The organism is Rhodococcus sp. MPR-R1B (assembly GCF_058793255.1).
Window position 1 is genome coordinate 13,082 of the sequence record NZ_JBXAFO010000040.1, and the last position, 23,525, is coordinate 36,606.

A 23,525-nucleotide genomic window follows, 5' to 3' on the forward strand; every position below is an offset into this window, starting at 1 on the left:
TGTGTCGAGTTACCCGGCTCGATTGCCGTGACCCACGAGTTCGCAACTTTAGAACGTGTTCTTGTTTTGGGCAACCATCGTCACGGATGTTCGGTCAGCGCCGCACGCGGGCACTGAGCGATCGCGGAACGGACATCTTCCCAGCGATCCTCCGGCGGACGCACGGAACTGATCACGAGCTCCTCGTTGTCGTCGAGGTCGAAAATATCGGGTGCGATCCCGACGCACACTCCGTTTGCCTCGCAACGGTCCAGATCAACCCTGACCTCCATGGCGATTCCTCTTCTCTACTCACTACTACTGGCGCGAACACGGATACGAAACGAGTGCCGCAGGGCTGTGCCGCACACCGTTCCTGGCGATAACACTAGAACCTGTTTCAGTCGTGTGCAATGATTCGAAAAAGTACCGAGAACGGACGTCGAACGATCCGCCGGAGACGGCGAGAGCGTCCCTTGTCGCCGATGTACGCATCGATAGAACCTGTGTCAATCGAATGGTTGGCGCTTTGATTCGTATCTCTATGGAGAGGTAACCATGCACATCACCTACACCCCTGAGCAGCAACAGCTCCAGGAGGAGTTGCGTGCCTACTTCGCACAACTGATGACTCCCGAGCGGCGTGAAGCACTCGCTGCCACGACGGGTGAGTACGGCGAAGGCAATGTGTACCGCGAAGTCGTCGCGCAGATGGGCCAGGACGGCTGGCTCACGCTGGGTTGGCCGAAAGAGTACGGCGGACAGGAACGCTCCGCGATGGACCAGCTGATCTTCACCGACGAAGCTGCCATTGCCGGTGCGCCCGTGCCGTTCCTGACGATCAATTCCGTAGCGCCGACAATCATGCATTTCGGGACGGACGAGCAGAAGGCCTTCTTCCTGCCCAAGATCTCCCGCGGTGAGCTCCACTTCGCGATCGGTTACTCCGAGCCCGAGGCCGGCACCGACCTGGCGTCTCTGCGCACGTCGGCCGTCCGTGACGGTGACGATTACGTCATCAACGGGCAGAAGATGTGGACGAGCCTGATCCAGTACGCCGATTACGTGTGGTTGGCGTGCCGCACCGATCCGGAAGCCAAGAAGCACAAGGGAATCAGCATGCTGATCGTCCCGACCACCGCAGAAGGCTTCTCCTACACACCGGTTCACACCATGGCCGGCCCCGACACCAGCGCCACCTACTACCAGGACGTACGGGTCCCGGCGTCGTCGATCGTGGGTCAGGAACACGGCGGCTGGGCACTGATCACCAATCAGCTCAACCACGAGCGCGTTGCCCTCACCTCGGCCGGACCGATTCTGACCGCGCAGCGTGAGGTCCGCGAGTGGGCACAGAACACCAAGCTGCCCGACGGCCGACGCATGATCGACCAGGAATGGGTGCAGATCAATCTGGCTCGCGTGCATGCCAAAGCCGAGTACCTGAAGTTGATGAACTGGGAAATCGCCTCCGCAACCGATCACGCTCCCGGCCCCGAAGCTGCGTCCGCCAACAAGGTGTTCGGTACCGAATTCGCCACCGAGGCTTACCGCTTGCTGATGGAAATCCTCGGATCCTCCGCCACGATCAGGCAGAACTCCCCCGGCGCTCTTCTGCGCGGCCGCATCGAACGCATGCATCGTTCTTCGCTGATCCTGACGTTCGGCGGCGGTACCAACGAAGTGCAACGCGACATCATCGGAATGACAGCTCTGCGGCTTCCCGCATCGAAGCGATAAGGACCCACGATCATGGAATTCACCCTTACCGAGGCCCAGCAGGACCTGTCCGGCCTGACACGATCCGTAGTCACCGAACTGGTCACCAACGATCGCCTTCGTGAACTCGACGCCGCGGAAGACCGCTTCGACGCCATCTTGTGGAACGCTCTGGCCTCGGCCGGCGTCCTCGGTGCGGCCCTTCCGGAGTCGGTCGGCGGAGACGGATTCGGGGTCCTCGAGCAGTGCAGCATCCTGGCCGAACTCGGACGCGGTGTTGCAGCCGTTCCGTTCTTGACGTCCATCGTCGGGTCCGCCGCAGCGATAGCGGAATTCGGCTCGGACAAGCAGCGAGACGAATGGGCGAGCGCTGCCGCCGCCGGCGAGAAGGTACTCACCGCGGCCCTCGCCGAGGAATACAACGACGACCCGGCCCACCCCGTCACGCGTGCCGAGAAGACCGCCGAAGGTTGGCGCATCGACGGAGCCAAGATCACCGTCGACAGTGCACCGCTCGCAGATCTGTTCCTCGTCCCCGCCATCACCGAGGACGGCGTCGCGGTCTTCCTCGTCGAACCGTCGGACGCGGGCGTGAGCATTACCAGGCAATCGACCACAGATTTCTCGAGCGCGGGTCTCGTCGAATTCGATTCGGTGCAGATTCCGGCCGACCGTGTTCTCGGCTCGGTTGCCCAGGGATCGGACATCGCGGCGTGGATCGTCGAGCGAATTCAGCTCGGTTCGACCGCCTACCAGTACGGAGTGCTCGATCAAGCGTTGAAGCTGACCGCCGAATATGCCACCGAGCGTGTGCAGTTCGGTCGACCGATCGGTAGTTTCCAGGCCGTGGCCCAGCGCCTCGCAGACGGATACATCGACGTCAAGGGTGTTCGTCTGACTCTGTGGGCTGCCGCGTGGCGTCTGAGCGAAGGACTTCCTTCCGACGGCGCTGTACAGACGGCCAAGTTCTGGGCTGCAGATGCGGGACACCGTGTCGGGCACACTGCGGTTCACGTTCACGGCGGTGTCGGTCTGGACGAGGACCATCCGGTTCACCGCTACTTCCTCGCGGCCAAGCATCACGAGTTCCTGCTCGGCAACGCAACGGATCAGCTTCGCGCGCTCGGCAAGGTACTTGCCGCAGTCCCTGCCTGAGTGCGTCCCACCGAGTGGAAATCCATGACCTGGTCCGAGACGAATCGATGATGATGCAGCTATGAGTCAGAGCCCCACTGTTTCCGATCTACTCCTCGGAGTCAGCGAGATCGACGACCGCGGTATCCGTTTCGAGGACCAGGTCATCACCTGGCGCGAGCACGTTCAAGGCTCGTTCGATCGAGCAGCGCTGCTGGACACGCTGCTCGATCGAACGCGCCCCAGGCATTTCGGACTTCTGATGGAGAACGTCCCCGAGTTCTCGCTGCTGCTCGGAGCGGCATCGTTCTCGGGTTCGGTCGCCGCCGGGCTGAACACGACCAGGCGCGGCCCGGCATTGGCGCGAGACATTGCGCTCTCCGACTGCCAGGTCATCTTCACCGAGAACAACCAGGCACATCTACTCGACGACGTCGATCTCGGCGACGTCCGGGTGATCAACGTGGATTCTCCGGCCTGGGCGGAATTGTTGGCGCCCTTCGCCGATACGCCGGCCTACGCGTCGACGGCGCAGCCCGACGATCTGTTGATGCTCATCTTCACTTCCGGAACCAGCGGTGATCCCAAAGCGGTTCGGTGCACGCACCACAAGTTGGCCTCTCCCGGGGTCATGCTTGCCGATCGTTTCGGGCTCGGCGCCGACGACGTCGTCTACATGGCGATGCCCATGTTCCATTCCAACGCGATGATGGCGGCGTGGACGGTCGCGCTGCACGCTCGTGCGGGAATTGCCATGCGACGCAAGTTCTCCGCTTCGGGTTTTCTACCCGACGTTCACAAGTACGGAATCACGTACTCCAACTACGTCGGAAAGCCGTTGTCCTTCATCGCTTCCACCCCCGAGGTGCCGAACGAGCGGGACAACACCTTGAAGATCATGTACGGCAACGAGGGTTCGGCGCCCGCCGTCGCCACCTTCGTCCGGCGCTTCGACGCTCGCGTCATCGACGGGTTCGGTTCCACCGAGGGCGGCATTTCGATCTCCGCGGCACCGGTTCCCCGGCCCGGCGCCCTCGGACTGCTCCCGGACGGCGTCAAGATCCTCGATCCCGAGACCGGAGCGCCATGCCCGCCTGCAGTCTTCGATGCCGACGGCCGGATCACCAACGCCGACGAGGCAACTGGTGAACTGGTCAATGTCACCGGCCCAGGCACGTTCGCCGGGTACTACAAGAACCCGGAAGCCGACGCCGAGCGAATGCGCAACGGCCAGTACTGGAGTGGCGATCTGGCGTACACCGACGTCGACGGTTACGTCTACTTCGCGGGACGCAGTTCCGGTTGGCTGCGAGTGGACGGCGAGAACATCGGTGCCGCACCCATCGAACGCTCCCTGGTCGGTTACCCGGGCTTCGCGCAGGTGTCCGTGTACGCAGTCCCCGACAGCGACGTCGGCGACCGCGTCATGGCGTCGGTGATTCCGGTCGGCGATGTCGACAACTTCGACCCGGCAGCCGTCGCCGAATACATCGATTCCCGGCCGGAACTCGGGCCGAAGCAGAAGCCGACCTTGATCCGAGTGTGCAGTGAGTTCCCGAGAACGGCGACGTTCAAGGTGGTCACTCGAACGCAGAGCGCCGAACGCTGGAACACCTCCGATCCGGTGTGGATCCGACGGCGTGGAGAATCCGACTTCCAATTACTCACTCCCGAAATGGCACTCGGACTCGAGAAGACGCGAGAGCCCGTCTAGCCCGATATCTCAGTAGTGCTGAGCAAGCGGTTTGTGCGCCGACACCGTCTTGTAGAACTCGGTGAGCCGAAGCTGTGACGCCGCTGCCTCGTCGATCACCACTGTCGCGTGTGGATGCAGTTGGAGGACCGATGCCGGGCACACCGCGGCCAGCGGCCCCTCGACGGCAGCGGCAATCGCAGCGGCCTTGTGTTCGCCGGTCGCGATCATCACCAGATGCCTTGCTTCGCAGATAGTTCCAAGTCCCTGGGTGATCACATGCCGTGGTACGTCGCCCGGACTCTCGAAGAACCGGGCGTTGTCGGTTCGAGTCTGTTCCGTCAGCGTCTTGACCCTGGTCCTCGAATTCAGTGAGGAGGTCGGTTCGTTGAAACCGATATGACCGTTGCCGCCGATGCCCAGAAGTTGAACGTCCACCGGACCATTCGACGCAATCGCCCGGTCGTAGGCCGCCGCGGCGGCAAATGGATCCGGCGCGGTTCCGTCGGGGCTGAATACCCTTGCCGCGTCCAGGTCCAGGTGATTCACCAGCTCGGTGCGGATCACCTGGGCATACGACTCCGGATGGCCTTCCGGCAGGCCGACGTATTCGTCCAACAGGAACGCCTGCACGCCGGCAAAACTCAACCCTTCCTCGCGGTGACGGCGCGCGAGTTCGCGGTACACCGAGAGCGGTGAAGATCCTGTCGCCAGGCCCAAAGTCCGTGCACCTGAATGCACCGCGTGTTCGAAGACGTCGGCAACAACGGTGCCGGCCGCCTCCGCACTGTCGACAATGACAATTTCCATCGGTTGATTCCTCAGCTTTCGGTGTAGTTCATGAGCCAGTTCCCAGCGGCCATGACGGCGCGGGTTTCGAGTTCTGGACCGGTGACGATCAGATCGGCGCGGCAACCCGGCACGAGATCGCCGACCATTCCGGCCAGCCCCATCAGCGAAGCAGGCGTTGCCGTCGCTGCGATGACAGCCGAAAGCAGATCGACGCCGGCGTGATTGACAGCCCGGCGGACGATGTCCATCAACCGACTCGTCCCGCCGGCAATGGCCGTTTTCCCCTTGCCGGCCAATCGCGCCACGCCATCGATCACGTCGACGTCGAGAGGCCCGAGTGGGTAACGGCCGTCGGGCATTCCGGCGGCAGCCATCGCGTCGGAGACCAACGCGATCTGATGCGGACCGACAAGATCGAACACCGTCGCCACCGTCTCGTCGGCCAGATGTACTCCGTCCCCGACTAACTCGACCACCATCTGTCCTTTCGCAGCCGCGGCAAGACACGCCGCCACTGCGCCGGGAGCACGGTGATGCATCGGAGCCATACCGTTGAACAGGTGAGTGGCACTGAGCGGTGCATGCGCCGAGTGTGCGATCGAACGTGTCGCAATCGGGTTGGACGCATCGGTGTGTCCGATACTCACGACGGCACCGTGACGCTCCAGCAATGAGGCAAGTTCGTCGAAGTGTGCTGTCTCCGGAGCGATCGTCATCGAGCGAATGTGCCCACGGCCGGCTTCGAGCAGCGACTCGAGCAGAGCCGGGTCGCCGTCGAGAATGCTGTCGGGATCCTGGGCGCCACAACGGAGTACCGAAAGGAATGGACCTTCCAGGTGAATTCCGGCCAGCGTACCCTCGTCCACCAGTCCTGCCAGGAGCTCGATGCGACTGCGCAGGATCTGCGGCGGCGCGGAGACGAGCGAGCCGATCACCGAGGTCGTGCCGTTCGTCCGGTGGTGATCGGCAGCCACGGTGGATCCGAACTCGTCTGCCTCGGGGAAACCGAATCCGCCGGCGCCGTGGCAGTGAACGTCCACCAACCCCGGGATGATCGTTGTCCCCGCAGCTGCCCGTTCGGGTAACGGGTCGGTTCGCTGCGACGCGGGCCCGGCCCACACCACACGATCACCGGAGATCTCGACGACCCCGTCCGGAAGCAGTTGCCCACCGGTCACCAGTTGTCCACGAAGAATTTGTCCACGATGTGTCACGACATCACCTGCGGTACAACGGGAACTTCGGTATCCGCGATCGACAACTCACGGAGCACGGCGTCCGCGAGCACGTAGTGCCCTTGTTCGTTCGGATGGAATGCGTCAGCCAGGAGAGCCGGCGGTGGGCCCTCGGGAGAATGGGCCGTCCACTGCGCGTAGTGGTCGACGAACACCACGCGCGTCGAGGCGGCAACCTGCCGCACGACCTCGACGTACTGAACCAATCCCGCTCTGGTGGGCGCATTCTCGACGTCGATCGGTGGCGGCGTCTGCAGGATCGGCACCGCACCGATCGCTCGCGTCCGGAAGATCATGTCCGAGAGGTCGTCTCGAAACCGCTCCAGTCCTTCTTCGCCATCCAATGCGTCATTCGTACCGAGCATGATCAACACCACCGAGGGTTCGAACACTTCGATGCGGTGTGCGAAACCCGCACGCACATCGGAGGATCGATTGCCGCTCACCCCGGTGTTGACAAGGACGTGGTTGAACAAGGAAAGTTCACCACGGACGCGCTCGGCGCAGTGTTCGACGTAACTTCGATGACCGTCGGTGTGCGTCAATCCCTGAGTGATGCTGTCGCCGGTGAAGACCCACCGTATCGGCGTCGAGGAGTCTACGAGCAAAGTCTCCAGTCGAATCCGTTCAGCAGTCCTGGACTTCAAAGCCTTCGACGTCGGGGTCACACCCTCTGCCTTTCGGCGCCCGATACTGCGGCTGCAAATTTCGACGTGATGAACGCCGGATCCGTGATTGCGGTTCCGACAACCACCGAGTCTGCACCCAGGGCGATGGCGCGTGCCGCATCCTCCGGGCTGTGGTACCGCCCCTCGGCGATGAGGACTGCATCTGGAAGTGCCTGCCGCAGTTCCGAGATCAGCTCCAGGTCCGGGCCGGCCAGCCGTCGGCTGTTCTCGGTATATCCCGCCAGTGTGCTGGAGATGACGTCGGCGCCCGCCGCGGCGGCAGCGATGCCGTCCTCGAGTGTTCCACAGTCGGCCATGACGAGGCCGCCGCGATCATGGACCGCGTCGACGGTGTCGGCAAAGGTCAGCCCGTCCGGACGTGGCCGCAGTGTGGCATCGGCAGCCACGATCTGCGCACCCGAGTCCACGACTTCGAGGGCTGATTCCCTTGTCGGCGTGATGAAGACGCCTTCGGAGCCGATCTTCGTCAATCCGATCACCGGTACCTTCACTGCCGACACGACTGCTGCGACATCCGGGGTACCGCCCACGCCGCCGCAGCGGATCGCCACCGCTCCTCCGTCGACCGCGGCGCGGGCCATCCTCTCGATGGTCCCGGTGTCGCGCAGGGCATGGCCGTGTCCGGCCTGACAGGACACGATCAGCTTCCCGCTGATGATCGTGAGCAATTCTTCGACAGTCACGGTGTTACCTCGATTCGTGTTGCGGCGGCCAGGAGCGCAGCGCCGACGAGCGGCGCATCGGTGCCCAAACGAGCAGGAAGAATGGCGGTTTCGGCAATGGGGCCCATCGCTTCCACCCGGAAAGCGGACGTCAGCGGAGACAGGAGGTCGGCTCCGATCTGGGCTGCGCCGCCGCCGATGACGATCACCTCGGGATCGAATGCAGTCGCGATGCCGGCCAGGACGCGGCCCAGCAGAGTACCGGCGTCGGAGACCACGGCACGGGCGATCGGATCGCCCGAGTGCATGAGCGCCACCACTGCCTGTAACGGTTGAGTGGGCACACCCGCCCGCGCTGCGTACTCGGCTGCCATCGCCGGGCCAGACGCGACTGCCTCGAGGTGATCGGTTCTGCCGCAACCGCAACCTATCGCCCCGGAAACCGGAACCAACAGATGCGCGAGTTCGCCGGCTGTTCCGTGGGCACCGTGGTACAGCTGACCGCCCACGGTCAACGCGCCACCGATTCCGGTACCGATCGAGACGAACAGTGCAGAGGTTCGACCGCGTCCGGCGCCGATCATGTTCTCGCCGTGGGCCATCGCGCGCACGTCGTTGTCCACCGTCACCGGTAGGCCTGAGTGTGCCTCGAGTTCTCCGCGAACCTCGGCGCCACTCCATCCGGACAGAATGTCGGAGGCGAAGACGACGCGGCCACGCACCCGATCGATGATTCCCGGTGCACCGACTCCGATTCCGGCTACCGTGTGATTCGCCCTCAGACGGTCGATCAACGCCGTAGCGGTCCCGAGAACGGCTTCCCTACCCGCCGTCGGTGTTGCCGCACGAACGGTGTCGATCACGTCTCCGTCGGACGTCACCACCGCAGCAGCCACTTTGGTGCCGCCGATGTCGATGCCGATCCATCGCTTCTGCCCAGATGTCATGTCAGAGGAGCCCCGCCTGTTCCAGAACGACCTTGATCGTTGCGGTCTCGGACTCGTCGAGCGAGAGCATCGGGGCGCACATCGTGTTGCCGGTGATGACGCCGCGCAGGGCCAGAGCCGTCTTGAACGCGCCCAGACCCGCGGCACCGGCACTGACGCGACCCGGTGTCGGCGCCTCGACGATGGAGAACAGATCGGTGAGTCGATCCTGCTCGGCCTTCGCTGCGGCCCAGTCTCCTGCCTGCGCAGCGCGCCACAGTCGTACGTAGCCGTGCGGGTCCACGTTGGCCAGGCCGGGCACTGCGCCCGAAGCACCCATCAGCAGGCATCCGTCGACGACTACCTCGTGCCCGGTGAAGACGGCGAAGTTTTCGAGCCCGGCCGACTGACGGAGCAACATACGGAAACTGACGTCGTCGCCGCTCGAATCCTTCACGCCGGCGATGACTCCCTCGCGACCGAGCTCGACCAGCATTGCCGGGCTGAGCTTGCTGTGGACACGAACCGGGACGTCGTAGGCGAACAACGGAAGATCCACTGCGGCGTGGATGGAGCGGAAATGCGTTGCCGTCTCGGCTGCATCGGTGATCGCGTAGAACGGCGCCGTCGCGACGATGGCATCCGCACCAGCCTCGCGCGCCTGCTCGGCGACGGCGATGACCCGGTTGGTGGTCATGTCGTTCACTCCGACGAGGACCGGTACCTGGCCGCCGACGTGACCGATGGCCGTCTGCACCACCTGGGCGCGCTGAGCGTCGGTGAGGTAACCGACCTCACCCGAGGAACCGAGGACGAACAAGCCGTCGACTCCGGCTTCGATCTGCAGTGAGAGCAGGCGTTCGAGCGACGTGGTGTCGACCTCGCCCTCGAGCGTCAGTGGTGTGACGATCGGCGGGACGATTCCGCTGAAGGTGGTGGTTTCCGTGCTCATGGGGTCTCCATATGTTGGTTGTCGGATTGAGTTGTGGGTGCGGCTGTCAGGGAGAAACGGAGACCGGCTGACCGCTCGAGGCGGACAGATAGGCAGCATCGATCACGCGCATCGACGCGCGGGCGTCTGCCACGGTGTAGTCGGGTTCGGTCCGTGTGGGAAGTCGATCGAGCACGTGAGAGAGAAAGCTCGACACCGCGTTGTCCGAACCGAAGCCGCCGATGGGTAGTGCGGTCACGTCTCCCGAGGCCGCGAAGTGGGTCACCGCGGGTTTGTCGTCGTCGGAACTCGCGTATCCGTGGGATCCGAGGACGCGAACCGTCGCGGTATTCGCGCCGAAACCCGGTGCTGCGGGGATTCTTCCGACGGTCACCGTCGCGGTGACGCCGTTTTCCAGGGCGAGCGATATCAACGCCGTGTCTTCGACTCCGAACTGCTGGTGGGCCCCGCCGTAGAGTGTGCTCGTCTCGGCGTACACCTCGGTGACGTCCAGGCCGGTGAGGTATCGGAGGTAGTCGGCGGCGTAACCGGCGAAGTTCACTACTTCTCCCCCGCCGGAAAGCGCGGGATCCACCACCAGTTCGGGACGCTCGACAGACGTCGCGAAATGTGTTCCGCTTGCGAGGAACTCGATGTCGACGTGGCGCGGCAGTCCGAGATTTCCGGCGTCGATCCATCGGCGCAGTCGCCGGAGCGCAGGTGAATGAGTGCGGTTCACCACCGTGCAGATTCGCCCGTTCGACCGTGCAGCTTCCTCGACCGCCGCGGCCTCCGACTCGTCGATACCCACCGGCTTGTCCACCAGGACGTCGAGTCCCGCGTTCAGTGCGGAAATCGCAAGCCGTGCATGCCTGGTCGGCTCACTGCAGATGATCGCCAGGTCTATCCGTTCGGGGTCGAGCAGCTCGCCGAGTTCGTCGATCCACTCGATGTCTGCGGCCTTTGCCATCGCGATTCCGTCCTCACGAATCCAATCGGGGACCGAGGATTCGTCGGAGGCCCCGACCAGGCTCACTCGAGGATCGGATCGCAACAGGTCCGCATAGGAGCCGGCATGCCTGACGCCGCTGACAAATCCGACGCGGATCGAACCGGTGCCGGTCATTGGTTTTCTCCGATCGAGACAGCGCGGCCGGTGTCGAGCGATTGCTGGGCAGCGATGGCAGTCGCGAGAGCTGCACGCACCTGCCAGTTCTCGACTATCGGGCTCGCGGAACCGTCGAGAGTGGCGATCCAGTGACGCATCTGATGCGACATCGCGTCCTCGATCGACGACGGCGGCGCGTTGGTCGTGTCCGTCATCAGTCCCGGGTCGTCGCCGGTGTCGTGCGCGAGCGTGCCGGAAGTCCCCGACACCACGATCCGACGCACCATCTTTCCCGATTGTGGTAGCGCGTAGGCCAATTCGATCAGAGCCAGCGATCCGTCCTCGAAGCGAACGGTCAGATGGAAGCTGTCGTGCACGGGCATCCCCGCCGCGAAGGTGGGGAAACTACGAGCGAACACACGGGTCGGACGACGACCGATCAGCCACGTCACCAGATCGAGTGCGTGGGTTCCGTTGTGAACGGGGTGACCACCCGAACGTTCCTTGTCGTGTTGCCAGCCTCGCCAGCCCCCTGGCCAGACATGGCCGGTGTACCAACTGAGATGGATCAACCGGGGGTCGCCGATGGCACCTTGTGCAACCGAGTTTCCGATCGAGGTGATCGACGGCTGGAATCGTACGGTCTGTCCGACCATCAGTGAGGTGCCGTTACCTTCGGTGGCCTCGACCATGGCGTCGAAGTCCGCGACTGTCAGCGCGGCCGGCTTCTCCACGTGCACATGCTTTCCCGCGCGGCCCGCGGCTATCGTCACGGGTGCGTGGTCGGGAGTGGCCCCGACGACGTTGACCGCCTGCACGCTCGGGTCGGCGAGAATCTTCGCCAGATCGGTACTGGCCTTCGCGCCCGGCGCCAACGCCGCAACCGATGCGGCCCGGTCCAAGTCACTGCCGAATACGTAGGCGACTTCGACCGACGGGATGCGCGCCAAGGCGCTGACGTGGTCCCGCGCGATTCCGCCGCTACCTATGACGGCTACACGCACCGTCACTTGGCACTTCCCGAGAGCGCTGCCGGTTCGCCGCCACCGAGTCGCACCTGTTCGGCGACGACGAGTGCGCGTTCACGTGCGTACGTCAACGGCGAGTCGGGATCAGCCTTGCCGTCGAGAACTGCTGCCATCTCGTCGATTTCGTGACGAATCGCAGCCTGCATCCACAGCGAGGATCCTCCGTTTCCCGAGTTGTACTTCTGCGTCCTGCTCGCAGCGTCGATCAACGATTGGTTCTCGGCGTCGACGTCGAAGATCGGCCACGACTCTACGACCCGTCCCCCGCGCAGTCGGCTGACCCGGCCGGTGTGGAAGTCCGCGTGGACCGAACCTTCGGTGACATCGACGGTCAGCTGCCACGACGAAGTGTGTGAACGCGTCGAGATGGTGTGTCTGCCGATCGCGCCGCCGGCGAACGACACCACTGTGTTGCGGAAGCCGTCGTCCGCGGTGGCGATGCTCGACACGGCAGTCACCTCGCCGCCGAGCCAGCACATCAGGTCCAGTTCGTGAATCTCGTGAGTCAGTTCTCCACCCGTTCGGCTCTTGTCGAGCTTCCACCACTGTGGATCTGCGCCGTCGGTGTCGATCCAGCGTGAGCGAGACGATTCGATCGCAGCGACCTCGCCGAGCTCCCCCGACGCCAGCAGGTCCGCCAGACGTCGTACACCCGGCATCATCCGCATGATGTGCCCGACCATCAACGGCGAACCGCTCGCGTCGGCGCTCGCGATCATGTTCTGCGCATCGACCAGTTCGACGGCGAGTGGCTTCTCGACAAAAACTGCCGTGCCGTGTTCGAGCGCCGCGATGGCAGGTTCGGCGTGCGCGTGATTGGGCGTCGCGACGACAACGAGGGCCAACTCCGGGTGAGCGGCCACCGCGTCGTGATCGTCTGTCGGGGTTGCCGAGAACTCTGCGGCGACGTCCTTGGCCCGCTCGAAGTCACGGTCGCACAGCATCGTCAGTTCGAAACGTGGATGGGCAGCCAGCTCGCGAGCGAGGGAACTACCGAAGAATCCGCAACCGACCACACCGACTTTGTATCGGGTCATGAAGTCTCCAAAGATTGGATGAGGGATGTCCTATGTTATACGGCCAGCGTCATCGCTCGTCAATTCGACGCCGGTAACACAGTCTTCATCTATGCAGGTGAGCGCACTATTTTCGGCTCGAAACCGGCGAAACGTCGAAGTTCGGCGCCGCCAGTTCCGAAGATTCTCTAGACGCTTTCTGATCCACAATGTAAGTTACGCAACATCGGACGTCGAACATAGGACATCCCCTATCCACTCCCTTGATGTCCCGCTCCCCGCCTTGGAGGCCGCCTTGAAGAACGAACGACCGCTGAGCTCCGCGTTCACCCGCCGAGACCTGTTCCGGTACACCGGGCTACTGGGAGCTGCAGCAGGTATCACCGCGACTCTCGCGGCCTGTGGCGGCGGGCCGTCGTCGACCTCGGTTGTCGGCGGTTCCGCGAGCACCGGCGATCTGACCACCGCCATCGGATACGGCAACGACCAGAGCTTCGACCCGATGCAGACTGCATCCGGTTTCCTCATGGCAGCGGTCAACCACGTCTACGAGGGACTGCTCGAAAACGATCCAGGCACCGGTGAGACGTATGCGGCGCTCGCACAGGCCGTCCCGACCGACGCCACCGCCTCGAGCTGGACCATGAAAATCCGCGAGGGAGCAACCTGGCACGACGGCACTCCGGTCACCTCGGACGACGTCGTCTTCACCTTCGATCGCATCCTCGATCCACAGCAGAACGTACTGATCCGCTCCTTCTTCTCCTCCTGGCTGCAGTCCGTCACCAAGGTCGACGACCAAACGGTGACCCTGAACTTCAACTACCCGTTCAGCGCTGCCGCACAGCGTCTCTCGATCGCCAAGATCATGCCCAAGCACGTCTTCGACGGCCACTGGGACGAGGCCAAGTCCGGAGCGCTGGTCGTCGGTTCCGGTCCGTACAAGCTCAAGAGCCACACCCCCAAGAGCAATACAGCTTTCGAGGCCTTCGAGGCGTACAACGGGCCGCGTCCGGCCAACTTCGCGACCATGAACTGGCTCTCCATCGTCGACACCTCCTCACGCATCGCGCGCGTCTCGGGCAACAATGCCGGTGCACAACTCGCCGACAACATCCCCGTCGCCAACGTCCCCACTCTGACCTCCGGTGGGCGCACCGTCGAGGGCAACCCGGGCATGAACCTCATGTACCTGCTCTTCGACACCACTCAGGCACCGTTCGACGACGTTCGTGTTCGCCAGGCGATGTTCTACGCGATCAACACCCCGAAGATGATCGAGATCGCCCTCGGCGGCAAGGCAGCACCGGCCACGAGCTACCTGTACGAGCGCAACCCCGACTACGCGCGAGCGTCCACCGTCTACTCGTACGATCCGGACAAGGCCCGCTCACTCCTCGCTGCCGCCGGCGTCAGTGGCCTCGACCTGACACTGCTCTCCACCAACGTCAGCTGGCTGGCCGACTGCTTGCCGACCATCAAAGAGTCTTGGGACGCAGTCGGATTCAACACGACGCTCGAACCGCAGGACACCAGCGCCATGGTGAGCAAGCTCAACAGCGGCCAGAAGTTCCAGATCGCCGCCGGTACGTCCAACCCGCAGGCATTCGGCAGCGACGTCGACCTTCTCGTCCGCTACACGTACAGCAAGGGCGGCTTGTGGACGAAGACCTACGCCAAGTGGGACGACACCCCCGAAGCGCAGAAGATCTACGCCACCATGGACGAAGCCACCCGCGAGACCGACCCGGCAAAGCGCAGCACCCTCGTGCAGTCGTACCTGAACCAGATCGCCGAAAATGCTGTCTACTACCCGGTTCTCCATCAGGAACTCCTGACTGCGTGGGATCCGAAGAAGATCGCCGACGTCACTCCGCTGCCGTACCCCGGCGTCAACCTGCTTCAGGCGAAGCCGGCCTGATACCCGCCCGCTCGGCCGTTTCCCACAACTGAGAGATCCCCCGATGGCAAGAGTCCTCCCCATGCTGATCAGGCGATTACTGATACTGATCCCCCTGATCCTCGGCATCATCGCGTTCGTCTTCATCGTGATGCAGTTCGCGCCCACCGATCCCGCAACCGCGGCGTTCAACGGTGGCAACCCGACTGCGGAACAGCTGCAGCAGTTCAAGGAAGAGAACGGACTGCTCGATCCGCTTCCGCTGCAATACGTTCACTTCGTGACCGATCTGGTCAGCGGCAACATGGGTGACAGTCTGATTTCCGGTACCCCGGTGTTGGATTCGATCTCCACCGCTCTGCCACTGACCATTCAGCTCACGGTTCTCGGACTGGTGATCGCCATCGTGCTCTCGCTGATCTTCGGCGTCACCAGCGCACTGTTCCGCGATCGTTGGCCGGATCAGGTCATCCGAGTGATCTCCCTCGGTGGTGTGGCGGCACCGTCATTCTGGTTGGCACTGCTGATGATTCAGTATCTGGCTGTTCAACTCGGATGGTTCCCCACCGGTGGCTACGTCAATCCGAGCGACTCCGTCAGCGACTGGCTCTGGTACATGGCGCTCCCGGCGCTGTCCCTGTCACTGCCCGTCGCAGCACAACTCACGCGCATCATCCGCACGTCGATGGTCGAGGAGTTGGACAAAGATTACGTCCGGACCGCGATCGGCAGCGGCCTGCCCTATCACGTGGTGATCGGACGGAATGTGTTGCGTAACGCACTGATCAACCCGCTCACCGTCCTGGGTCTACGAGTCGGTTATCTCCTCGGTGGCGCTGTGGTCATCGAGCAGATCTTCGGCCTGCCCGGCATGGGTCAGCTCATGATCAACGGCGTCACCAACGGTGACCCCGCAGTCGTTCAGGGTGTTGTCATCGTCATCGCGGTCGGCTTCGTCGTCGTCAACCTCGCCGTCGACATCCTCTACCTGCTCGTCAATCCACGACTTCGGAGCGCAGCATGATGAGAAGAAAACTCACCGAGAAGCTTTCGCGACCCGGCATCACCTTTTCTCGCTTCCCCCTCTCGGCCTGGCTGTCGATGGCGGTTCTCGCGATCATCGTGCTCGCCTGCCTCTTCGCGCCGCTGATCACGCAGTACACCCCGCTCGAACAGGCGGTGGGTACCGCGGGCCCCAGCGCCGAGCACTGGTTCGGTCAGGACAGTCTCGGTCGAGATCTGTTCAGCCGCTTGCTCTACGGCGGACGCTGGTCGCTGACCATCGGTCTCGGTTCCACCTTCCTCGCACTGTGCGCCGGCGCTCTCATCGGATCGGTGGCCGCAACGAGCCGAAAAGGCGTCGACGAGACCATCATGCGTGTGCTCGACGTGGTCATGGCGTTCCCGGGCATCGCGCTCGCTGCCGTACTCGTCGCAGCCTTCGGTGGTTCGATTCCAGTTCTGATCGTCACTATCGCGTTCCTCTACACACCGATGGTGGCTCGCGTCGTTCGCGCGAACGTTCTCGCTCAGTACGGCGAGGACTACGTCGCGGCCGAAAAGGTTATCGGCGCAAGAACTTCACACATCGTCGTCAAGCACGTCGTAGCCAACTGTGCTGCGCCCGTTCTCGTCTTCTGCACTGTCATGGTCGCCGACGCCATCGTGCTGGAAGCCAGCCTGTCGTTCATCGGCGCCGGTGTGCGTCCCCCGGATCCGTCGTGGGGATCGGTGATCGCCGACGGCAAGAACATGGTCCTCCTCGGTGGTTGGTGGGCAACGGTGTTCCCCGGCCTGCTCATTCTGCTGACGGTGCTCTCCCTCAACGTGCTCGCCGAGGGCCTGACGGACGCGATGGCAGATCCGAGTCTGAAGAAGACCAAGAAGACGCCCTCCGCGCTCCAAGCAGCGCAGACCGCTGCAGCGGAGGAGACCTCCAACGAACTCATTCTGGAGGACGAAGCCGCATCGGTCACCGACACTCCGGAGTTGATAGACGACTTCGCCGATCCGAGCGTCGTGAAAGATGTTCTCGAGCCGGCCGCCGAGCCGACTCCTCTCGAAACGCACCTGAAGATCCTGGCGGAAACCGAGCGGTCCCGCTCCGATCGTCTTGTGTACGAGGGCGATGCCGCGCCACTCCTCAAGGTCCGCAATCTCACGATCCGGTTCCCGGAACGCTACGGAGACACGGCGATTGTCGACAACGTGAGCTTCACCGTCCGCCCGAACGAGACGATGGCACTCGTCGGCGAGTCCGGTTGCGGAAAATCGCTCACGTCGCTGGCGATCATGGGTCTGCTACCCAAGACGGCAGTGGTGACCGGCGAGATCCTGTTCGACGGAGTCAACGTCCTCGAGCTGAACAACCGAGAGCGAAACAAGCTGCGCGGGCACGACATGGCCATGATCTACCAGGACGCGCTGAGTTCACTGAATCCGGCGATGCTGATCCGCGCGCAGTTCAAGCAGCTCACCAAGCGCGGCGGTACCCGCACAGCCGAGGAACTGCTCGAACTCGTCGGACTCGATCCGGTGCGCACTCTCTCCAGCTACCCACACGAGCTTTCCGGTGGTCAGCGTCAGCGCGTTCTGATCGCCATGTCGCTCACCCGCAGTCCGCGGTTGATAGTCGCGGACGAGCCCACCACCGCCCTCGACGTCACCGTCCAGGCCCAGGTCGTGGACTTGCTCAACGATCTTCGGGAAAAGCTGGGGTTTGCCATGGTTTTCGTGAGCCACGATCTTGCACTCGTTGCTTCACTCGCTCACAAGATCACGGTGATGTACGCCGGTCAGGTCGTCGAGTCGGCGCCCACGAGTGATCTGCTCGTCGATCCCCGCCACGAATACACCCAGGGCCTTCTCGGTGCCGTTCTCTCGATCGAGGACGAAGCGCCGCGACTGCATCAGATTCAGGGAACTGTTCCCTCGCCCGGAAACTTCGCGCCGGGTGACCGTTTCGCCGAGCGTTCCACTCGCCCGGACTCCGACCCCCTCCGAAAGCCGGAGATGGTCCGGGTCGACGGGACCGAGCATTGGTTCGCCGACCAGTCCGCGACTCCCGTACGTACAGAATCGGAATTGGAGAGCGTGCGATGACTACAGCTGAAGCACCCATCCTGGAACTGAAGAACATTCACGTCGTCCACAAGACCCGTTCGGGATCACTGTTCAAACCGGGCACAGTTCACGCGGTCAACGATGTCAGTATCGACGTACGACGAGGGACGACGATCGGCATCGTGGGCGAGTCGGGTTGTGGCAAGTCCACTCTGGCCAAAGTCATGGTCGGACTGCAGAAACCGACGTCGGGCGACGTGGTCTTTCGCGGCCGAAGCGCTCTGACCCGGTCGGCCGGCGTGCGCAAGGAGTTCGGCCGGGCGATTTCGATCGTCTTCCAGGATCCGGCTACCGCGCTCAATCCCCGAATGACGGTGGCCGACATCCTCACCGATCCACTCGACGTCCACGGCATCGGCAACCGCGCGAGCCGAACCGCCCGAGTTCGCGAGCTGGTCGGTTTGGTCGGACTCCCCCAATCTGCGCTCGAAGTCATCCCGAGCCAGATCTCCGGCGGTCAGCGGCAACGTGTCGCGATCGCGCGTGCACTCGCGCTCGAACCTGACGTCATCGTGGCCGACGAGCCGACGTCGGCGCTCGACGTCTCGGTGCGAGCGCAGATCCTGAATCTGCTCAGCGACATCAAGGCTCGGTTGGGGCTCGGCATGGTGTTCATCTCGCACGACATACAGACGGTGCGGTACGTCTCCGACACCATCGTCGTCATGAACGCCGGGCGGATCGTCGAGCAGGGAACGGCCGAGGAAGTATTCGACAGCCCGTCCGATGCGTACACGGCCAAACTGCTGGGTGCGGCGCCCAGCCTCCTGCAACGCACCGTTGACGTGGGTTGACCAATGGAGCGGATGACCGGACATAGGATGAAGGACGTTCGTATCAGAAAAGGGGAATCGATGTCTGTCCGGAGTGGCACACAGGGCGCTCGTTTCAGCGCGCAAAACCGCATGCGCGCACTTCAGACGGACATCATGAACTTGATCCTCGAACGCAGGCTCTCCCCCGGCGACCCGATGCCCACCGAGGCCGAACTGTCCGAGGAATTGGGTATCGGCCGAAACACGCTCCGGGAGGCGCTCAAGGTTCTGCAGGCCTTGGGTGTCGTCGAGATCCGTCACGGCTTCGGAATGTTCGTCGCCCCTAGCAACTTCGACGCTCTCGCCGACGGCCTGACCTTCCGTGGCCGGTTGTCCTTGCAGGGCACCGGGCACGAGGCGATGGAACTGGTCGACATTCGTCAGGCACTCGAGACCGGACTGATCGGTGCGGCGATGGCCGAGATGACGTCGGCCGACCACGCCGACCTCGACGAACTCGTCACCGGCATGGAGGTCCGTGCCGCAGCCGGGAAGAACTTCTCCGACATCGACGCGACCTTCCACTCCCGCCTGTACTCCCCGCTGGACAACCAGGTCCTCGCTCAATTGATGGACGTCTTCTGGCAGGTGTACAGCGAGATCCAGCAGGCCATCGGGCATTCGGATACGCCACTGATCGACATCGCGTCGAAGCACCGTGCGATTCTCGACGCGATCCGTACGGGTGATGCAGTCGAGGCGGCGCACACTCTCGATGTGCACTTCGGTGGCCTGCGCGAGCGGATCGCCAGTCTCCATGCGTCGGAAGCGCAGTAATTTCGAAACACGTGATTTTGCTCCGCTGGCTCACCATCGCGCCCGTTCTTCCGGCAAAATTACGGGTATGAAGAACCCGAACCTGACGCCTTCGCGCGTTCTCGCAGTTGTCCTCGCTGCCGCCCTGGTCATTTTCGTGATCGCACGCCGCCGCGACGACGGCGCCCTCAGTCGCGGAGAATGGTTGTCGGACACCGTCGGACCGGACGACCTCGCCGGCTGAAACGACGTGTGCCCTCGGCCGAAACTCGGCCGAGGGCACACGCACGTGTCATCTACTACTTCATCGAATCCAGTCGGGTTCGCGCGTCTTCGAACCCGGACACCAGCTCTGCCATGACCTCGGCGACCGGGCGGATCTCGTTCATCCGTCCCACGATCTGACCGACGGGCATTGCCACAACTTCCGGGTTCTCCGATGCAGCGATTCTCTGATGAGCGTCGCTGACCAGAAGGTTCTGCAGCGGCATCGGCAATGGCGCCGGTGCTCCCGGGTTCGACCAGGCTTCCGTCCACTTGGTCTTGAGCAACCGAGCGGGCTTACCCGAGTAGATGCGCGAACGAACGGTGTCGGCCGACGTCGCGCCCAACAGTGCACGCTGAATAGCGGACGGGCCCTCGCCCGATGCACTGCCGAGTTTGTATTCGGACGTGGTGAGCCAGTACGAGCCCATCCACACTCCGGACGCACCGAGTGCAAGTGCGGCAGCCACCTGACGGCCGCTGCCTATACCGCCGGCAGCCAGTACGGCAGCTGAATCACCCAGTGCATCAACGATTTCCGGAACGAGAACCATCGATGCGATTTCGCCGGTGTGACCGCCGGCCTCGTAGCCCTGCGCGATCACGATGTCGACACCGTTCTCGACGTGACGACGTGCATGCTCGACGGCGCCGGCCAGCGCTGCTACCGGTACGCCCTTCTCGTGCGCCTGATCGATGACGTCCTTCGGCGGTGATCCCAGTGCATTCGCAATCAACGCAATCCGGTGTCCCAGAGCAACATCGACGTGTGACCGCGCCACCGAGTGAAGCCATCCCAGTACGCCGGTCGCATGCTCGACGTCGTCGGAAAGCGGCGGCACACCGAGCTCGTCGAGCGTGCGGTTGACGAAGGCGCGGTGCTCCTCCGGAATCAGCTTGTCGAGATCGACGGCGCCGCCCTCGGTCGGCACCTTGGCCGGCATGACGATGTCGACGCCGTACGGCTTACCGTCGGTGTTCTCGTCCATCCACGTCAGTGCGGCTTCGAGCTCTTCCGGGTCGTTGAACCGGACGCAACCGAGCACGCCCAGACCTCCCGCGCGGCTGATCGCGGCCGCGACGTGCTCGGAAGGAGTGAATCCGAAAATCGGGTATTCGATGCCGAACTTGTCGGCGAGATCCGAACGCATCAGGCTTCCACGCTTTCGTTTGCGGACGCCACAGGAGCGCCGTTTCCGTTGTGATCATCAGCCTCGCGCGATTCCGTTTCGGCCTTCGCCCAGCGGTAGTCGGGCTTGCCGGCCGGATTGCGCTTGATCTGGTCCACGAACCACACGCTGCGCGGAACCTTGTATCCGGCAATCTCTTTGCGTGCTGCGGTGGCGATGTCGTGCAGCGTCGGCGACGTGCCTTCGCGTACCTGGACCACTGCGGCAACGCGCTGACCGAAGCGCTCGTCGGGGATACCGACCACCAGGACGTCGAAGATGTCCGGGTGCGCCTTCAAAGCGCCCTCGACCTCTTCCGGGTACACCTTCTCGCCGCCGCTGTTGATCGACACCGAACCGCGGCCGAGCATCGTGACCGTGCCGTCGGCTTCGACCTGCGCATAGTCGCCGGGGATCGAGTAGCGAACGCCGTTGATGGTGCGGAAGGTTTCGGCGGTCTTGACCTCGTCCTTGTAGTAGCCGAGCGGGATGTTGCCCTTGCGAGCGAGCATGCCGCGCTTGCCCGATCCGGGTTCGACCTCGTTGCCGTCGTCGTCGAGAACCGTTGTGGAGGCGTCGATCTTGACCGTCGGACCGCCAGTGTGCTTCTGACCCTTGCTCAGCACGGCCAGTCCGCCGAAGCCGGTCTCGGATGCTCCGATGGAGTCGGTCAGCAGGCGGTTGGGCAACAGTTCGAGGAACTGCTCCTGGATACTCGGCGAGAAGAGTGCAGCACTGCTGGCCATCACGTAGAGCGTCGAAAGATCGTACGGCTCACCGGTCTCCGGGTTTCCGGCGATGAGTGCGTCGAGCATCGGACGGCCCATCGCGTCACCCGTGATGAAGATCAGGTTGACCTTGTGCTTGTCGATGTTCTGCCACACCTCGTGGGCGTCGAATTCCGGGTGCATCAAACAGGTTCCGCCGCCGAAGAGGCTGTGGAATACCGCCGACTGCGAACCGCCGTGAATCATCGGGGGGATCGGGTAGCGGATCATGCTCGGGTTGGCGGCGCCGACCTTCGCCATCTCGTACTCGTCCTCGACCGGAACTCCGGTGACGAAGTTGATGCCTCCGCCGAGAACACGCCACCAGTCCTCGTGACGCCACATGACGCCCTTGGGACTTCCGGTGGTGCCGCCGGTGTAGAGCATGAAGATGTCGTCGTTGCTGCGCTCTTCGAAATCACGCTCACCCGAACTCTGCGCGAGTGCGTCCTCGTAGCCGATGCCGAAAGCACTGAAGTCCAGATCGGTGCCGTCCTCGACCACGATGACGGACTTGACCTTGGGAGTGTTCGGCAGGACGTTCGCGACCTTGTCCGAGTAGCGGCGCTCGTGAATGAGCGCAACCATGTCGGAGTTGTCGAAGATGTACTGCAACTCGTTCTCGACGTACCGGTAGTTGATGTTGACCATCACGGCCCGGATCTTGAAAACCGCGACCATGGCCTCGATCGCCTCGATGACGTTCCGGCAGTAGATGCCGACCTTGTCACCCGGCTGAACGCCATGTTCACGCAGGTAGTGACCGAGGCGGTTTGCTCGGTCCTCCAACTGTGCATAAGTCATCTCGCGGTTGTCCGAGACCAGCGCAACGCGGTCCGGAACGAGGTCGATTGCGTGCTCTACGAAGTCTGCGATGTTAAGGGCCACGAGTTCAAAGTAGAACGTGTTACCGTTTCTGGCAAGACCCAATTTGAGAGCCAGCTCACAGACCCGCCAGGAGCCATCAGTGTCCACTTCGACGACCGAAAAATCAGACATTTCGGAAACCGCGCCGCATTGCCTCGTGGAGAAGCGTGGCCACGTTCTCATCGTGACCATGAATCGCCCCGAGCGTAAGAACGCCATCACCGGCGAGATGATGGCGATCATGGTCGACGCCTGGGATCAGGTCGACAACGACCCCGAAATTCGTGTCGCCATCCTCACCGGTGCGGGCGGCGACTTCTGCGCCGGCGCCGACCTCAAGAACATGTCCGCCAAGCCGCCGGGAGATTCCTTCGCGGGCGGTGGCGTCGACATGTCCAAGATCGAAGGCCTCCTCAAGGGCCGTCGGTTGACCAAGCCGCTGATCGCTGCGGTCGAGGGTGCAGCCATCGCCGGCGGAACCGAAATCCTGCAGGGCACCGACATCCGCGTCGCGGGTGAGAGCGCCAAGTTCGGCGTCTCCGAAGCCAAGTGGGGGCTCTTCCCGCTCGGCGGTTCCGCAGTGCGTCTGGTGCGACAGATTCCGTACACGATCGCGGCGGACATCCTGCTCACAGGTCGTCACATCAAGGCTCCGGAGGCCAAGGAGATCGGGCTCATCGGCCACGTGGTCCCGGACGGCCAGGCCCTCGACAAGGCGCTGGAGCTCGCGGACCTGATCAGTGCAAACGGCCCTCTCGCCGTGCAGGCGATTCTCAAGACCATCCGCGACACCGAGGGCATGCACGAGGAAGAGGCCTTCCAGATCGACGCACAGCTGGGCATGAAGGTGTTCATGAGCGCCGACGCCAAGGAGGGCCCGCGGGCTTTCGGTGAGAAGCGGGCGCCCCAGTTCAAGGGTGTCTGACCCACCCCTGTCTGAGCCACCCCCGTC

Annotated in this window: 22 protein-coding genes; 10 read left to right on the forward strand and 12 right to left on the reverse strand. The window is 63.3% G+C overall.

Translation table 11 applies throughout. The annotated features are described in order from the left end of the window. Positions 1-80: 80 nt before the first annotated feature. The gene (locus AC1Q61_RS30555; RefSeq protein WP_007734330.1) at positions 81-272 is read right to left on the reverse strand and encodes a ferredoxin; all 192 of its coding nucleotides are present in this window, start codon (positions 270-272) and stop codon (positions 81-83) included. 265 nt (positions 273-537) lie between these two features. Here AC1Q61_RS30555 and AC1Q61_RS30560 point away from each other — a divergent pair, with 265 nt between their 5' ends. The 3 genes from AC1Q61_RS30560 (at position 538) to AC1Q61_RS30570 (ending at position 4,546) form a co-directional block, all read left to right on the forward strand. Continuing rightward, on the forward strand, positions 538-1,719 hold the full coding sequence (locus tag AC1Q61_RS30560; protein WP_003945878.1) for an acyl-CoA dehydrogenase family protein: 1,182 nt from the start codon (positions 538-540) through the stop codon (positions 1,717-1,719). Between the two features lie 12 nt (positions 1,720-1,731). After that, complete coding sequence (locus AC1Q61_RS30565; RefSeq protein WP_047269586.1) at positions 1,732-2,853, forward strand: acyl-CoA dehydrogenase family protein; 1,122 nt, start codon at positions 1,732-1,734, stop codon at positions 2,851-2,853. Between the two features lie 61 nt (positions 2,854-2,914). After that, positions 2,915-4,546 carry a long-chain-fatty-acid--CoA ligase gene (locus AC1Q61_RS30570; protein ID WP_007734324.1) on the forward strand — a complete coding sequence of 544 codons (1,632 nt, stop codon included), beginning with the start codon at positions 2,915-2,917 and terminating at the stop codon, positions 4,544-4,546. A 9-nt stretch (positions 4,547-4,555) separates the two neighbouring features. On the opposite strand, the gene nagB is transcribed toward AC1Q61_RS30570, so the two are convergent. Genes nagB through AC1Q61_RS30615 form a run of 9 tightly spaced genes read right to left on the reverse strand, consistent with a single transcriptional unit; the run spans position 4,556 to position 12,933 of the window. Continuing rightward, positions 4,556-5,335, reverse strand: coding sequence for a glucosamine-6-phosphate deaminase (nagB, locus tag AC1Q61_RS30575; protein WP_054781756.1), 780 nt, complete (start codon positions 5,333-5,335; stop codon positions 4,556-4,558). Between the two features lie 11 nt (positions 5,336-5,346). Next, positions 5,347-6,531 carry an N-acetylglucosamine-6-phosphate deacetylase gene (locus AC1Q61_RS30580; protein WP_070161475.1) on the reverse strand — a complete coding sequence of 395 codons (1,185 nt, stop codon included), beginning with the start codon at positions 6,529-6,531 and terminating at the stop codon, positions 5,347-5,349. Further along, complete coding sequence (locus AC1Q61_RS30585) at positions 6,528-7,220, reverse strand: SGNH/GDSL hydrolase family protein (RefSeq protein ID WP_070161473.1); 693 nt, start codon at positions 7,218-7,220, stop codon at positions 6,528-6,530. Before AC1Q61_RS30585 ends, AC1Q61_RS30580 begins: the two co-directional genes overlap by 4 nt. Then, positions 7,217-7,924 (reverse strand): N-acetylmannosamine-6-phosphate 2-epimerase, encoded by a 708-nt coding sequence (locus AC1Q61_RS30590; RefSeq protein ID WP_070161471.1) that lies wholly within the window; start codon positions 7,922-7,924, stop codon positions 7,217-7,219. Before AC1Q61_RS30590 ends, AC1Q61_RS30585 begins: the two co-directional genes overlap by 4 nt. Continuing rightward, positions 7,921-8,850, reverse strand: a complete 930-nt coding sequence (locus AC1Q61_RS30595) for an ROK family protein (protein WP_007734314.1) — start codon at positions 8,848-8,850, stop codon at positions 7,921-7,923. Before AC1Q61_RS30595 ends, AC1Q61_RS30590 begins: the two co-directional genes overlap by 4 nt. A 1-nt stretch (position 8,851) precedes the next feature. Next, entirely contained in the window at positions 8,852-9,781 is a 930-nt protein-coding gene (locus AC1Q61_RS30600) for a dihydrodipicolinate synthase family protein (RefSeq protein WP_007734313.1), read from the reverse strand. Between the two features lie 46 nt (positions 9,782-9,827). Further along, positions 9,828-10,886, reverse strand: coding sequence for a Gfo/Idh/MocA family protein (locus AC1Q61_RS30605; protein WP_054188078.1), 1,059 nt, complete (start codon positions 10,884-10,886; stop codon positions 9,828-9,830). Beyond that, positions 10,883-11,878 (reverse strand): Gfo/Idh/MocA family protein, encoded by a 996-nt coding sequence (locus AC1Q61_RS30610; RefSeq protein ID WP_007734295.1) that lies wholly within the window; start codon positions 11,876-11,878, stop codon positions 10,883-10,885. Before AC1Q61_RS30610 ends, AC1Q61_RS30605 begins: the two co-directional genes overlap by 4 nt. After that, positions 11,875-12,933: a Gfo/Idh/MocA family protein gene (locus tag AC1Q61_RS30615; RefSeq protein WP_136471322.1), complete on the reverse strand. Its 1,059-nt coding sequence runs from the start codon at positions 12,931-12,933 to the stop codon at positions 11,875-11,877. The genes AC1Q61_RS30610 and AC1Q61_RS30615 overlap by 4 nt, the downstream gene beginning before the upstream one ends. 274 nt (positions 12,934-13,207) lie before the next feature. Here AC1Q61_RS30615 and AC1Q61_RS30620 point away from each other — a divergent pair, with 274 nt between their 5' ends. The 6 genes from AC1Q61_RS30620 (at position 13,208) to AC1Q61_RS30645 (ending at position 19,750) form a co-directional block, all read left to right on the forward strand. After that, positions 13,208-14,833, forward strand: a complete 1,626-nt coding sequence (locus AC1Q61_RS30620) for an ABC transporter substrate-binding protein (protein ID WP_003945716.1) — start codon at positions 13,208-13,210, stop codon at positions 14,831-14,833. A 43-nt stretch (positions 14,834-14,876) separates the two neighbouring features. After that, positions 14,877-15,836, forward strand: a complete 960-nt coding sequence (locus AC1Q61_RS30625; RefSeq protein WP_003945671.1) for an ABC transporter permease — start codon at positions 14,877-14,879, stop codon at positions 15,834-15,836. Continuing rightward, positions 15,836-17,914 carry a dipeptide/oligopeptide/nickel ABC transporter permease/ATP-binding protein gene (locus tag AC1Q61_RS30630; RefSeq protein WP_257216903.1) on the forward strand — a complete coding sequence of 693 codons (2,079 nt, stop codon included), beginning with the start codon at positions 15,836-15,838 and terminating at the stop codon, positions 17,912-17,914. Before AC1Q61_RS30625 ends, AC1Q61_RS30630 begins: the two co-directional genes overlap by 1 nt. Further along, positions 17,911-18,729, forward strand: coding sequence for an ABC transporter ATP-binding protein (locus tag AC1Q61_RS30635; protein ID WP_065456127.1), 819 nt, complete (start codon positions 17,911-17,913; stop codon positions 18,727-18,729). Before AC1Q61_RS30630 ends, AC1Q61_RS30635 begins: the two co-directional genes overlap by 4 nt. Before the next feature lie 60 nt (positions 18,730-18,789). After that, positions 18,790-19,527, forward strand: coding sequence for a FadR/GntR family transcriptional regulator (locus AC1Q61_RS30640; protein ID WP_007734278.1), 738 nt, complete (start codon positions 18,790-18,792; stop codon positions 19,525-19,527). Between the two features lie 67 nt (positions 19,528-19,594). Beyond that, complete coding sequence (locus AC1Q61_RS30645) at positions 19,595-19,750, forward strand: hypothetical protein (RefSeq protein WP_003945810.1); 156 nt, start codon at positions 19,595-19,597, stop codon at positions 19,748-19,750. Positions 19,751-19,805: 55 nt separating this feature from the next. Here the strand turns inward: AC1Q61_RS30645 and AC1Q61_RS30650 are convergent, their stop codons facing one another. Both AC1Q61_RS30650 and AC1Q61_RS30655 read right to left on the reverse strand, forming a co-directional pair. Then, a complete protein-coding gene (locus AC1Q61_RS30650; protein WP_003945863.1) occupies positions 19,806-20,921 on the reverse strand; it encodes an NAD(P)H-dependent flavin oxidoreductase in 1,116 nt (371 codons plus the stop codon). Continuing rightward, positions 20,921-22,594, reverse strand: coding sequence for an acyl-CoA synthetase (locus AC1Q61_RS30655; RefSeq protein WP_039973409.1), 1,674 nt, complete (start codon positions 22,592-22,594; stop codon positions 20,921-20,923). The genes AC1Q61_RS30650 and AC1Q61_RS30655 overlap by 1 nt, the downstream gene beginning before the upstream one ends. Positions 22,595-22,673: 79 nt before the next feature. On the opposite strand from AC1Q61_RS30655, the gene AC1Q61_RS30660 reads away from it, so the two are divergent. Then, complete coding sequence (locus AC1Q61_RS30660) at positions 22,674-23,498, forward strand: crotonase/enoyl-CoA hydratase family protein (protein ID WP_007734275.1); 825 nt, start codon at positions 22,674-22,676, stop codon at positions 23,496-23,498. Positions 23,499-23,525 lie beyond the last annotated feature (27 nt).